Origin of the sequence: Chryseobacterium sp. HR92 (genome assembly GCF_045689405.1) — a bacterium.
GTDB classification, from domain to species: domain Bacteria; phylum Bacteroidota; class Bacteroidia; order Flavobacteriales; family Weeksellaceae; genus Chryseobacterium; species Chryseobacterium viscerum_A.
In genome coordinates, this window is record NZ_CP139139.1 from 1,967,911 (window position 1) to 1,980,774 (window position 12,864).

The following is a 12,864-nucleotide window of genomic DNA, read 5'->3' on the forward strand; positions in this document are numbered from 1 at the left end:
TCCCGGGCATTTTTTGCATCTTTTTCCTTTTTTAAACTTTTTACAACACGATTTCTTTTCACAGAACATCTCTTCGTTATTGAATGAGTAAGGTGCCAAAGGCGGAACTTTAAAAGGGACAATCATATTCATGCTGCAAATATATTAATTTAGAATAAATATAATTAATAAAATTTCATAAAATTCTTTAAACCTGATGTATAGCAGATATTGCTTGCTTTCTGATGGATGATCTTACCTGAATTCTATCCCGGATTACTTCTTGAATTCTCCCTGAATTGAGCTTACGTTTACATTTTGAATAAAACTAATAATTGTAGAATGTTTTAAAAATAAGTTTAGCCAATAAGATAGGAATTGATGAATAATTCACATTATTTTAAATAAAATGTCAGTATTTTATTGAGTGTAAATTGATTGTTTTGTTGCATATTATGTATGGAATAGGGAGTGTGTTTGTTGGAATTTATATAAACTATGGTAAAAGGTTATTAAAAATAAAGTGTGATAAAAATCACAAATATTTTTGTGAATTATCACCCCGGATATGCTCTTGTACAATCATTCAAAAAATTGTAATTTTACACATCTTTTTACAAACAAAATCTAATAAATAAAAATGAATACAGAACAGTTTGTGAGCCGTCACATTTCCCTTAATGAAGCCGATAAACAGGCGATGTTGGAGAAACTTGGCGTTTCTAGTATTGAAGAGTTAATTTCTCAGACCATTCCATCTTCTATCCGTTTAGAGAAAGATCTTGAGATCTCGGAACCGCTTTCTGAATACGAAATGTTGAACCATTCAAAAGAATTGGCATCTAAAAATACAGATTATACGAGTTATATCGGATTTGGATACCACAATACACTTTTGCCTTCAGCAATCCAGAGAAATATTTTTGAAAACCCTAGCTGGTATACAGCTTATACACCGTATCAGGCAGAAATTGCACAGGGAAGACTTGAAGCCCTTCTTAATTTCCAGACGGTAGTATGTGATCTTACAGGTTTTGCATTGGCTAATGCATCTTTGCTGGATGAATCTACTGCTGCAGCTGAAGCAATGCATATGTTCTTCAACAACAGAACGAAAGATCAGAAAAAAGCAGGAGCTAATAAGTTCTTCATTTCTGACCTTGTTCTTCCTCAAACAGTTTCTGTATTAAAAACAAAAGCTGAAGGATTAGAAATTGAAATTGTAGTAGGAGATCATAAAACACACCAGTTTGATGGTTCTTATTATGGAGTTTTATTACAGTATCCTGGTAAAAACGGAATCGTTTTAGATTATACAGAAGATATCGTAGAATACAAAAAACTGGACCTTCAGGTAGCAGTTGCTTGTGATCCTATGGCTTTAGTTAAACTAAAGTCTCCTGCAGAAATGGGAGCTGACTGTGCGGTAGGTACTACACAGAGATTTGGTATTCCATTAGGATACGGAGGTCCTCACGCAGCTTTCTTTGCTTGTAGAGAAGACTATAAAAGAGATATTCCGGGAAGAATCATCGGAGTTTCTCAGGATATGTACGGAAGACGTGCATTAAGAATGGCACTGCAGACAAGAGAACAGCATATCAAAAGAGAGAAAGCTACTTCAAACATCTGTACAGCTCAGGTTCTTTTGGCGGTAATGGCAGGAATGTATGCTGTTTATCACGGTCCAAAAGGATTAAACTATATTGCAGATCAGATTCACTTTAAAGCAAATGCTTTGAAAAATGGTCTTAAAGCATTAGGTTATCAGGTAGTAGAAGAGCCAATCTTCGATACAGTGAAAATCACAATGGCTGAAGATGAAAAAGGAAGATTAGTAAGATTGATGCTTGATCACAAACTTAACCTTAACTATTTTACAGAAGGTGTGGTAAGTATCGCGATCAACGAAAGTACAACATTAGAAAAATTAAACTATCTGATGGCTTCTTTCGCTCAGTTTAAAGACAAGCAGACCTTCAAATTAGAAATCAAAGAAGGATACAGCATTCCTGAAGAAAACTTAAGAAAAGACGAAATTCTTACAGAATCAGTATTCAATAAATACCACACAGAAACGGAATTGATGCGTTACATCAAACGTCTTGAGAGAAAAGATTTATCATTGACACATTCAATGATTTCTTTAGGATCTTGTACAATGAAGCTGAACGCAGCAACTCAAATGTTACCACTTTCTTGGGAAAACTGGGGAGCAGTGCATCCGTTTGTGCCTGTTAATCAGGCTGAAGGTTACCAGGAAATGATCCGTGAACTGGAGAAAGACTTAGCAGAAATTACAGGTTTTGCAGGAACTTCTCTTCAGCCAAACTCTGGAGCTCAGGGAGAATATGCAGGATTAATGGTAATCAGAGAGTACCATATCTCAAGAGGAGACCACCACAGAAATGTAGTGTTGATCCCTCAGTCTGCACACGGAACCAACCCGGCTTCTGCAGCTATGGCAGGAATGAAAATCGTAGTTGTGAAAAACCTTGAAAACGGTGAAATCGACTTCGAAGATCTTAAAGCTAAAACAGAACTTCATTCAGCAAATTTATCAGCTGTAATGATTACTTATCCGTCTACTTACGGATTCTTTGATGCAAACATTAAAGAAATTACCAACCTTATCCACGAACACGGAGGACAGGTATATATGGATGGTGCCAACATGAACGCTCAGGTAGGATTTACAAGTCCTGGAAACATCGGAGCTGACGTTTGCCACCTTAACCTTCACAAAACTTTCGCAATTCCTCACGGAGGTGGAGGTCCTGGAGTAGGTCCAATTTGTGTAGCTAAACACTTAGTACCTTTCCTTCCTTCCAACGCGAATATCAGAATCGGATCTAAAGAAGCTATTGAAGGTATTTCTGCTGCACCTTACGGTTCAGGATTGATCCTTAATATTTCTTATTCTTACATCAAAATGTTAGGAACTGAAGGCCTTAAAAAGGCTACAGGACACGCTATCATGAATGCTAACTATCTGAAAGAAATTTTAGCTGAGCATTTCCCTATCTTATATTCAAACGAAAATGGAAGAGTAGCTCACGAATGTATCGTAGATTTCCGTCAGTTCAAATCTTTAGGAATTGAAGTGGCTGATGTGGCGAAGAGATTAATGGATTATGGTTTCCATGCTCCTACCGTTTCTTTCCCGGTTGCAGGTACGTTGATGATTGAGCCTACAGAATCTGAAAGCAAGTCTGAAATTGACCGTTTTGCAGAAGCATTGATCTCTATCAAAAAAGAAATTGATGAAATTGCTAACGGAGAAGCAGATGCGGCTAACAACGTATTGAAAAATGCTCCTCACACAGAACAATTGGTAATCTCTGATTCTTGGGATAAACCATATAGCAGAGAAAAGGCAGCTTATCCATTAGAGTGGGTAAGGGACCACAAATTCTTCGCTTCTGTATCAAGAGTAGATGAAGCTTACGGAGACAGAAACTTAGTATGTACTTGTGAGCCAATTGAGGCTTATATGTAATCTCAGTTTTTTAACTATAAAAAATCCCTTTCAGTAATGAGAGGGATTTTTGTTTTTGTTCATAGTCATTGCGAGCGTAGCGAAGCAATCTCAATTTTCTATTCATATATTTTATATTTTTCCGCATAATTTTCTTTTGCCTTAAAATGCCCTGATTTTTTATCATAAAGAAAAATATATTCCACAGGGATTTTTTTGAAAGGGTGGTCAGCAGAATAATTGACCTGCTTACCATTTATTGTTGTAAAGTCATACCAGTCACCATCCGGAGTCCGCCCACGGACTAATACGGATTTTCCTTTGAAAGCAATATCGTTGACCCTGTCATTATTATAGTCTTTGATCTTTAATTGTAATTCATACGGTTCATACACTTTGTTATCTTCATGAGCATCATAAGTTCTTAGATTAAAGTCATAATATCCCTCATATACATTTTCCAGAGAATCTGCTGACACTTTATAAAGTTCATGCCCGCCATTTCCATGACCTGTTACAATGGTTGCCAGCAAAAAAGGATTTTCTTTTGGGAAAATTGAAACAAATTCATACCGCTCAGCAGCTAATGTTTTGACAAGCTTTCCATTCTTCGTTAATAGCAGCTGATATTTCCATGGGTATTGTGAGGTAGATCCGGTTTTCCAGTCGTATTCAATAAAATAATAATCCTTATCTGAACCATTGATTTTTACCTTCCTGAATACTGTTATTTTTTCACTTTCCTGCTGAGATGGGCTTTCATGAATATGAAGATCAAAAGCCTGACGGAGATTTTGGATAAACTTCGAGGAATCTTTGATTGCAGGGTAATCGGCAAGATATTCAAACGGAGTAGGGGCTGTAGGTTTTACATCTTCTTTATCTTTTTCTGTATGCTGAATTTGAATGATCTCTTCTTTTTTAGCCTCTTGTCTGCGGGTGCAGTTAAAGATAAGCAAAGGTAAAAGTGCTGAGAGAAGTATTTTTTTCATGAGGTTGTTAGTTGTAAAAGAATGATGAAATATATTGGATTTTAATGAAATATCAGCGGGTTAAAATTTATTTCTATATAAAATGAAAGGATCTTTCCGGAAGCAAAATCACCTCTCAAAACTGAGAGGTGTTCTATTGTTTTCTGTCATATTCTTTTATCTCCTTTTAAAGCTATAGGCAAGCAGAATGGCTACGCCCATAGTTACGCAGGTTATAATTGAAATAGTTTCAATTGAAATTCCACTTTTCATCTGTGTGTTTTCTTTTTCACATGAAAAAAAGAATAATACTGTCATAAACAGACAGACCGAGAGTAATTTTTTATTCATAAACGCATTTGTTTGGTTATGAAAGTTTTACAGCAAAAAGTATACCGGATTTGTAGACTTAAAACCCCTTTTGTTGTAAGGTTTTTTGGCTATACTGATGGTTGGCAATAAATGATTTAACGTAAACAATTAGGACAAATCGTTAATCTTATAAACGATTTTCTTTATCAATCCCCGGTTTCCAAAATAGCAAAGTAAATGATTGATCAAAAGTGCTGAAAAAGGAAACAGATTGCCGAAGATATCTTTAAAATTAACCATAGTAATAATGAGAAAAATAAGCGAAAAGAGATTGAGTTTCCATAACTTTACTTGGTAAGTCAGTATTTTGTTGTTTTCATTATAAGTGAATTTCCCATTATCAATTAAAGATAAATAGTGCCAATTGGATCTTTCTTTGAAAAGACCTTCATCGAAGGAAACAAACTCCGGCCCGTAAAGAATATTTTGAACCCTTTCTTCTTTTAGCAGATCTCGTACTGCGTAAATAACCTGATCAGAAGTTTTATCTTTTGTGATTTCTTTTTCAAAAGTATAAGTAAATGGGAACATATAGTTTTAAGCTTGGTTATTTGTTTTTCCTTCATTCCTTCCTTCATTCCAATAATAGCTGTCCGGGTAGATTCTGGCCCCAAAAACAGCAGTTCCCACCCGTACAATGGTGGCTCCTTCTTCAATGGCTGTTTCCAGGTCTCCGCTCATTCCCATAGACAGTTCTTTCATTTCCACATTCGGAATATTTTCACGGATGATATCCTGTTGAAGATTTTTAAGGATTTTAAAACATGCTCTTACTTTCTCGCTTTCAGCACTGAATAAACCGATGGTCATCAAACCCTTTATTTTCAAAGTAGGGTAATGGGAAATCTTTCGGGTAAGTTCAATCGCTTCACCGGGATCAATTCCAAATTTACTCTCTTCATTGGAAGTATTCACCTGAATTAAAACATCCATTGTCCTGTTTTCAGTTAAAAGTCTTTGGTGGAGTTTTTCGGCCAGTTCCAGACGATCCAGTGACTGAACGCAGGTAACATCATATTTCAGGATATCTTTGATTTTATTGGTCTGAAGATGGCCTATAAAGTGGTTTTTATGAGATGTATCCTTTAGTTCTTCATATTTCTCCTTCAGTTCCTGTACTTTATTTTCAGCGATTAAAGTCTGCCCATGTTCCAACACGATTTTGATACGCTCTGCTGAAACAGTTTTTGTAGCCAGTAGCAACTTAACTTCATCAGTATTCCTTCCGGATTTTGCACATGCATTTTTTATCCGGTTATTTATGACAGCAAGGTTGTGGAGGATATCGTCTTTCATGATGGAATGGTTTCTTTAGCTTCCAGTTTTTTTATTAAAGCCGCTTTCACAGCTGTTAAGGCATAATCTTTAGCTTCAGCAAAAGAAACAGAGTACTTTCTTTCAACGGTTCTCATTTCTTCCGGAAATTGATTCAGCAATTGATCGTAGAATGTATCCAGAATCTCAGCAGAAGGCATCTCATAATTAATCTTTAGCTGGAAACGTCTTAAAAGAGCAGTGTCAATAATCTCAGGATGATTGGTAGCGCAGATTAAAAGAGAATTTTCAGGGTAATAGTCAATCAATTGAATCAAGGTATTCACCAGCCTTCTCATTTCGCCTACATCTTTATCATCACTTCCCCGTGCTTTTCCAATCTGATCCAGTTCATCCAGAAAAAGAACAGATCTTTCTCTGGCGGCTTTATCAAAAATCATTTTAATATTCTGTGAAGTTTCTCCGATGCGGGATGATACAATATTACTAAGATTTAAAATGATAATATTTTTTCCCAGGGCATTGGCAATGGCCTTTGCTGTCATTGTTTTTCCGCATCCCGAACTTCCCTGAAGCAAAACCTTATTATTAACCGGAAGACCGTACTCCTGCAGCTCTTTAATATAATTGTGTTCCTTGATAAGCTGTACAAGATGCTCTTTGTTACTTTTATCGAGAAATACTTCATTAAGGTTGACTTGTTCTTTATCCTGGATAATAAGATTGTACAGATTCATGATGACGATTAAAAGGATTATTGAATAAACAAAGATAAAGCTTTATTGGATGTCAAAAAAAATCCTGAATAATAATAAACATCTGGTCCAGCGTAAAATGAATGTAAATGATAAATTATGAATTATGAATTATGAATTATGAATTATGAATTATGAATTATAATTTATAAATGTACATCTGTAAAATAAAAAATATCCCCAGGCATCTGTGAAAATCTGTGAAATCTGCGGGAAATAAACCTTTTATGTTTTTACAGAACGCTCCCAATAAAAAAAGAAAAGCCGGACTTGCGACCGGCTTTTCTCATTTGGATATTAAAATTTGTTATGAAACTAAGATCTTTCTGTTTATGTTTTTGGGCCCTTTTACCCGATGGTAAAAGAGCAATCCGATCTCTCAGACTAAAAACATAAAACAATATAATTAGTATAGATTTTCTATAGGCTTGTTTTATTTAGAATTAGTTTCTTTCTCTTCTTACTGTCATGAAATATGAAGTGATTACTACTAAACCTGTTACGATACCGATATAAGTTACCATTTTGTATTATTTTTAATTATTTGACTTTTTTTTATCAATCTTTCAATTGCAATATTACTACTTTCAAATCACGTGCCAAAGTAAAAGTTCATGATGTATATCAGTGTATTACGATGGTTGGTGTTCATTTATTGGTGAGTTTTTGTTTACATTAAATTAATGCATTATTGAGAATTTATTAATACTTTTATTGTTCTCTCTGTAAAATTATGTGAAAACGTTAACCGTTTCCTGACTTCTATATTGGAGTTGATAAAACAAATAATAAATAATGCTTGGCATAATATTGTTTTAAAACACTTTTTTTGAATGTAAATTTTTCACGCGAAAAGGATTTTCATGTTAAGAAAATTTATTTTTCGTCTCGTTTTTCATTCGGAATTTTTGTCAGCCGTCACTTTTGATGACAAAGAGAAATATTGTTTTTTGTGTCAGATCAGAACAATAAGTTTGCATAATGGCATACTTTTTAAAGCTTTTGAAATGATGAATGTAGCTAAAAATAAAGCACTTAAGATGAATTAAGTGCCTGTAAGAAGTATAATCGTATGATTGATGATTTAAAAAACTTAGAATTTTCACAACTAGCAAAGACAGAGAAATATCTCTTTTCTTTGGATAAACAGAGCATTTCACCACTATTCTTTTTTGGAATTACCTGAGTGCTTTGTTACTTTTGTATAAAGAATAAACTTATGGGACGCAGTTATATTTTTCTTGCTTTGGCTATTGTATTTGAGATCATCGCTACGAGTTTTCTGAAAAAATCTGAGGAATTCTCCAAACTATGGCCCTCCGTAGTGACAGTCATAGGATATGCCTGTGCCTTTTATTTTTTAAGTCTTACCCTTCGTCAGATTCCTGTAGGGATTACCTATGCCATCTGGTCCGGGGTAGGAATTGTCTTTATAACAATGATTGGGGTTATCGCCTTCAAGCAGATTCCTGATCTTCCGGCTATTATTGGTATTGCTCTGATTGTAATCGGGGTGGTTATTATTAATGTATTTTCAAAAATGGGAACGCATTAAAAAATAATCTCCTGATGCTTTTGCATCTGTTTCCAATGTTTAGATCTTGTTTTGTATAAGAAAAACTTTCCCAGTTTATATTTGAACTTTAAATATCCGCGGAACTCAATACCGTCAAATAATGTAAAGGGAATTGTCGGATTTTCTTCTAATGCCTGTCTGATTCCATTACTGAATACGGTAGGTCCTGTAGTAGAATGTATATCATGTGGATAGCGGTGGCTGTTTATATTATCCATCATCAATTCCAGTGTTTTTTCTAGAAAAGGATGATTTTTATTGAAAATAAGCGCCCATTGAACATACAAATTTTCATGTCTTTCTACACTGATTACAGCTTCATCACTATCTTTAATCAACTTTCTGAATGGCTTGATAATACTGCTGTCGATATCCAGATAAATACCTCCTTTCTTATATAAAACAGCATATCTGAAAAAATCTGCTTTTGAAGCACCAATCCTCAGCTTGCGATAAGTCTCAATATATTGGGGAGGGAATTCTTCTTCGAGAAAATTTTCTATATCCTGATCATCATAAAAGTAATACGCATATTCCGGATTCTTTCTTTTCATATTCCAGATATGATAACGCGTAATCAGAGGAAGTTTGTTAGTTATAAAAGTCTGAAATATTTGTTTGGGTACTGCCATATTCTTTAGTATATTCTTATTAAAATCCTGAGATCATTTTTCATCAACTATGTGCATACACTATAAGATTTTTCATGAAGGATAGAAATACAATCCCTGAATGTGAAACAGCTTATGTTTAGCTGAAGTTTTGATTGTATTTTGTGAAAATGGTTAAATGCTGAAGAGTGAAAATTTTAATTTTTTTTTAATCTTCTGGTCTGGGAATATTGATAATAAGTTCAGATATTGTAAAAATTAAAACTGAACAAGGCTGAGAATGACTTTGTTGATTTTATTTTGCTCTTCGTCTTTCAAAAGGATTATAAGAAATTCCGGCATTGAAATAGAATGAAGGTTTATAAGTTCCTTTCCATATATAATCATTAAAAGACTCCTGCTTATTAAAAGCTCTGGAATTAATATTGGCTCTAAGCCCTGTTTTAAAAGTTCCTATGAAATTTCCCCCAAGATTATGCTCATAGATCACCCCTGAATTGATAGCAACCTGCCGGAATTCATACGTATTATTATTTCTGTAGGTGTAAAAAGAAGTGTTATCCATTTCTGTCCCCAATGAAACTCTTCCGTTTGAGGAAATATCTTTTCTTACCAGTACTTTTTTCGGAAGCAGAACATCCAATACCCATCCGTTATTGAATCTGTTTTCATAAGTGAAGATAGGAAGTACAGGTATTTGGGTACTTGGGTCAATAATACCGGCCAGTCCAAGAGTCATTTTTATTTTTGGAGTTGCTTTTAAAATCAATGAAGCAGTTACCAATCCTCTGATTCGTTCAAAATGCTGATCACTTCCGTCCGTTGAAATACTGGCTGAGTAGATGGCTGTCTTTTTGAGCAGTTTTGAAAAATAAGTAAGATTGATGGCCTCCGAATGGTAGTGGAAATTTTCGTCAGTTTCAATTCCGGGGATAACAGGGTTTTCATTTCTGATCGAAGTGTAGCGGTAGCTTAAGGCAGTACTCAAGAGCCAGCTCCTGTTCTTGATAAAATAAATATTGGCATCCGCTTTTACCTGTTGAAAGCTTTTTACCTTATTATCCGGCATATCCTTTCCCTGAAGCTGCGAAGAGAAAGAGGAGGGAGAAACCAAAGTGTATTCAAGATTGAAGTTTCGTGCCTGTGGAATTTTATCAGCAAAAAAAGCACGAACTTTTAAAGGAATACTATCCTTTTTCTGGGCATATGTAATGTTTTTAAAAGGGAGTATTGCCAGTGGGACAAGTACTCTTCTCAATGTTTTCATGGGTTGTTTATTTTAAAGGTTGAATTACAGATTGGAAAAAATTAAATGTAAAAATTCTGTCATAGAAGATATCCAGACTGTTTTCAATAATTGCATCAGTGTAGCCGGCCGTATCCGGTACAAATGTTTCCTCTACAAAAACAAACCAGAGTTCTGAAAGCCCGTATCTTCTTCTGAACTTTTCAGAAGCATTGCTGTCAGGAACAGTAGAATGCTTGAGATCACAGAACAGAATTCCCTTTTTATTTCCATTATGTTCCACAATATTAATAGGATGATGGAGGTAGCTGAGAATTTTCATTTTTGGGTCAAAACATTCTACAAAATGGTGCAAATCAATGAGCTGTATTACTTTTTCTTCCTGTTGAGATTCTGTCATAAAAAAACATTCCAATGATATTTCCTGAGTTAGTTCGTGAAAAGCTGTTAATTCCATATGTGTTCATTTTACGGTACAAAGGAATAGAGAAAAGGAGAGCGTAAATTTGTTTTTATACAAAATGGCCGGTATTTTATACCAAATCCCGGGACATCATAGTTGGTATAATAAAATGTAGGTTTTGTATAATAAAATAGTTGTAATTTCCGTTATTGTCTATTTTTGTTAATGATAAAATGAACCTGTCCTATGAAATACAGTCCGTGGAAATTTGAAGAAACCTTTGTGATGGATTTTTTGGTGGAAGCGAAGTATGGGTTCCGGAGACATCTGCTGTTTCTGATCTTCTTTTTCTTTTTGCTGTACAGTGCAAGATTCTGGCATTGGTATTCAGGAATATATCAATACTATGTTTTGTTTTTTGTGTATACTATTCTGATCGCCATGGTTTACATTAATATATATGTATTGGTTCCACGGTTTTTCTTTAAAACAAAATACGTGACTTATCTTGTTTTGCTTGTTCTGATGGGAGTTGTAGGGCTTAATTTTATTGGGTACAGTTTCAGATATCTGTTTGAGGATTTCAGAACACAATATATTCCGAAAGATAATGAAAGAGGAGGAATCTATGAAGGCGTTCTGATGTGTATTCCGATTATTCTGACAACGACAACCATAAAGCTTCTGCAGAAATGGATTAATGATAATAAAAGAATCAATGAACTTAGCAATCTTACTCTGAGTATGGAGCTGAATGAGCTCAGAAACCAGATTAATCCCCATTTTCTGTTTAATATGCTGAATAATGTAAAAGCACTTATAAGAACAGATCCGGCAAAAGCTTCGGTAGTGATTGTAAAACTTTCCGAGTTTCTGAGATATCAGCTGTATGAAAACAGTGAGGAAAAGACATTACTGACCTCAGAAATTGATTTCCTGTCCAACTTTTTAAACCTTGAAAAAATAAGGCGTGATAATTTTTCTTTTGATATTCAAACCGATGTTGATAAAAGAATGACCAGCAGCACATTTATTCCTCCGAATTTGTTTACTACTTTCGTTGAAAATGCTGTGAAACACAGTGTAGATATCAGTGGAGAAGAATCTTATGTGAAAATAGAAATTAATATTGAAAACAGACAGCTTTATTTCAGATGTGTGAACTCAATAAGTGGCAATTATGTAGTTTCAGACAATAAAAACAGTGGACTTGGGCTCGTCAATATTACCAGAAGACTGGAACTTCTCTATGGTGATACTTTTGACCTGAAGATAGAATCCGGTGAAAAAGAATATATTGTAAATTTAAAAATTCCTGTGTGATGAATTGTATTATCGTTGATGATGAACCCTTGGCAAGATCCGAAATGAGGTCACTGATTGCTGAAATTTCCAGTATTGATATCCTTGGCGAATTTTCCAATGCTCCGTCTGCACTCGAGTTTCTTAAAGATAATGATGTAGATCTTATTTTTCTTGATATAGAAATGCCTATGGTAACAGGTCTTGAGTTCGCAGAAATGCTTCCGAAAAAATCCCTGATTATCTTTACAACAGCCTATTCTCAATATGCACTGAAGAGCTATGAACTGGAAGCTGTTGATTATCTTCTGAAACCTGTTGATCCCCAAAGACTGGAAAAAGCAATTGATAAAGCCATACTTTACACTGAACTTTTATCCAAGGACACAGTAAAAAATACCGTAGAATCTAATACCGCAGACTTTTTATTCATCAAAGCAGAACGAAGATTCTATAAAATCAGTTTTTCAGACATTAAGTTTATAGAAGGACTTAAAGACTATGTAGTCATTCATACAAAGCAGCAAAAGCTTATCACTGCAATGAATTTAAAAACCATTCATCAGAAAATTTCCGGTGAAACCTTCATCAGAGTGAGCAAATCCTACGTGGTGAATATGAACTATATAGACTCATTTGATAATCATAATATATACATAGAAGACTCTGAAATCCCTCTTGGAGAAGTATACAGATCAGAATTTTTCACAAAATTTGCCGGAGGGCTCCTGAACTCAGATTAGAATATAAGTAATAGGTAATGAGCAATGAGTAATAATAATCAGGCTAAAAAATATACATCATCATCTGTGAAAATCCGTATAATCTGCAGTAGAAAAAGAAAATAACCATGGGCTAAAGCCGTCTAATGAAAACAATCTCCACTTCAACAGCTC

The 12,864-nt window shown here is 34.6% G+C and carries 11 protein-coding genes; 4 read left to right on the top strand and 7 right to left on the bottom strand.

Annotated elements, in window-relative coordinates:
- Positions 1-619: 619 nt before the first annotated feature.
- Positions 620-3,478 carry an aminomethyl-transferring glycine dehydrogenase gene (gene gcvP, locus SFA27_RS08795; protein ID WP_407297717.1) on the top strand — a complete coding sequence of 953 codons (2,859 nt, stop codon included), beginning with the start codon at positions 620-622 and terminating at the stop codon, positions 3,476-3,478.
- Positions 3,479-3,576: 98 nt separating this feature from the next.
- Here gcvP and SFA27_RS08800 read toward each other — a convergent pair whose 3' ends face one another.
- The 4 genes from SFA27_RS08800 to SFA27_RS08815 all read right to left on the bottom strand — a co-directional run bounded on the left by SFA27_RS08800 (position 3,577) and on the right by SFA27_RS08815 (position 6,812).
- Entirely contained in the window at positions 3,577-4,449 is an 873-nt protein-coding gene (locus SFA27_RS08800; RefSeq protein ID WP_407297719.1) for a hypothetical protein, read from the bottom strand.
- A gap of 459 nt (positions 4,450-4,908) precedes the next feature.
- Positions 4,909-5,331: a hypothetical protein gene (locus SFA27_RS08805; protein ID WP_047377574.1), complete on the bottom strand. Its 423-nt coding sequence runs from the start codon at positions 5,329-5,331 to the stop codon at positions 4,909-4,911.
- A 6-nt stretch (positions 5,332-5,337) separates the two neighbouring features.
- On the bottom strand, positions 5,338-6,096 hold the full coding sequence (locus SFA27_RS08810; protein WP_407297721.1) for a YggS family pyridoxal phosphate-dependent enzyme: 759 nt from the start codon (positions 6,094-6,096) through the stop codon (positions 5,338-5,340).
- Positions 6,093-6,812 (bottom strand): AAA family ATPase, encoded by a 720-nt coding sequence (locus tag SFA27_RS08815; protein ID WP_047377572.1) that lies wholly within the window; start codon positions 6,810-6,812, stop codon positions 6,093-6,095. Before SFA27_RS08815 ends, SFA27_RS08810 begins: the two co-directional genes overlap by 4 nt.
- Before the next feature lie 1,237 nt (positions 6,813-8,049).
- Here SFA27_RS08815 and SFA27_RS08820 point away from each other — a divergent pair.
- Positions 8,050-8,385, top strand: a complete 336-nt coding sequence (locus tag SFA27_RS08820; RefSeq protein WP_264517635.1) for a multidrug efflux SMR transporter — start codon at positions 8,050-8,052, stop codon at positions 8,383-8,385.
- Here the strand turns inward: SFA27_RS08820 and SFA27_RS08825 are convergent.
- The 3 genes from SFA27_RS08825 to SFA27_RS08835 all read right to left on the bottom strand — a co-directional run bounded on the left by SFA27_RS08825 (position 8,382) and on the right by SFA27_RS08835 (position 10,720).
- Positions 8,382-9,038 carry a glycosyltransferase family 32 protein gene (locus SFA27_RS08825; protein WP_407297724.1) on the bottom strand — a complete coding sequence of 219 codons (657 nt, stop codon included), beginning with the start codon at positions 9,036-9,038 and terminating at the stop codon, positions 8,382-8,384. The two genes, SFA27_RS08820 and SFA27_RS08825, sit on opposite strands and share 4 nt — an antisense overlap.
- Before the next feature lie 274 nt (positions 9,039-9,312).
- Positions 9,313-10,284, bottom strand: a complete 972-nt coding sequence (locus SFA27_RS08830; protein ID WP_047377567.1) for a DUF6268 family outer membrane beta-barrel protein — start codon at positions 10,282-10,284, stop codon at positions 9,313-9,315.
- 7 nt (positions 10,285-10,291) lie between these two features.
- Positions 10,292-10,720 carry a hypothetical protein gene (locus SFA27_RS08835; RefSeq protein WP_264517638.1) on the bottom strand — a complete coding sequence of 143 codons (429 nt, stop codon included), beginning with the start codon at positions 10,718-10,720 and terminating at the stop codon, positions 10,292-10,294.
- Positions 10,721-10,912: 192 nt separating this feature from the next.
- On the opposite strand from SFA27_RS08835, the gene SFA27_RS08840 reads away from it, so the two are divergent.
- Complete coding sequence (locus SFA27_RS08840; protein WP_264517639.1) at positions 10,913-11,989, top strand: sensor histidine kinase; 1,077 nt, start codon at positions 10,913-10,915, stop codon at positions 11,987-11,989.
- A complete protein-coding gene (locus SFA27_RS08845; protein WP_255815755.1) occupies positions 11,989-12,711 on the top strand; it encodes a LytTR family DNA-binding domain-containing protein in 723 nt (240 codons plus the stop codon). Before SFA27_RS08840 ends, SFA27_RS08845 begins: the two co-directional genes overlap by 1 nt.
- Positions 12,712-12,864: the final 153 nt, after the last annotated feature.

Excerpts from the sequence above, each read along its gene's own strand:
- gcvP (WP_407297717.1), top strand. The coding sequence starts at position 620 with ATGAATACAGAACAGTTTGTGAGCCGTCACATTTCCCTTAATGAAGCC.
- SFA27_RS08800 (WP_407297719.1), bottom strand. The coding sequence starts at position 4,449 with ATGAAAAAAATACTTCTCTCAGCACTTTTACCTTTGCTTATCTTTAAC.
- SFA27_RS08805 (WP_047377574.1), bottom strand. The coding sequence starts at position 5,331 with ATGTTCCCATTTACTTATACTTTTGAAAAAGAAATCACAAAAGATAAA.
- SFA27_RS08810 (WP_407297721.1), bottom strand. The coding sequence starts at position 6,096 with ATGAAAGACGATATCCTCCACAACCTTGCTGTCATAAATAACCGGATA.
- SFA27_RS08815 (WP_047377572.1), bottom strand. The coding sequence starts at position 6,812 with ATGAATCTGTACAATCTTATTATCCAGGATAAAGAACAAGTCAACCTT.
- SFA27_RS08820 (WP_264517635.1), top strand. The coding sequence starts at position 8,050 with ATGGGACGCAGTTATATTTTTCTTGCTTTGGCTATTGTATTTGAGATC.
- SFA27_RS08825 (WP_407297724.1), bottom strand. The coding sequence starts at position 9,038 with ATGGCAGTACCCAAACAAATATTTCAGACTTTTATAACTAACAAACTT.
- SFA27_RS08830 (WP_047377567.1), bottom strand. The coding sequence starts at position 10,284 with ATGAAAACATTGAGAAGAGTACTTGTCCCACTGGCAATACTCCCTTTT.
- SFA27_RS08835 (WP_264517638.1), bottom strand. The coding sequence starts at position 10,720 with ATGGAATTAACAGCTTTTCACGAACTAACTCAGGAAATATCATTGGAA.
- SFA27_RS08840 (WP_264517639.1), top strand. The coding sequence starts at position 10,913 with ATGAAATACAGTCCGTGGAAATTTGAAGAAACCTTTGTGATGGATTTT.
- SFA27_RS08845 (WP_255815755.1), top strand. The coding sequence starts at position 11,989 with ATGAATTGTATTATCGTTGATGATGAACCCTTGGCAAGATCCGAAATG.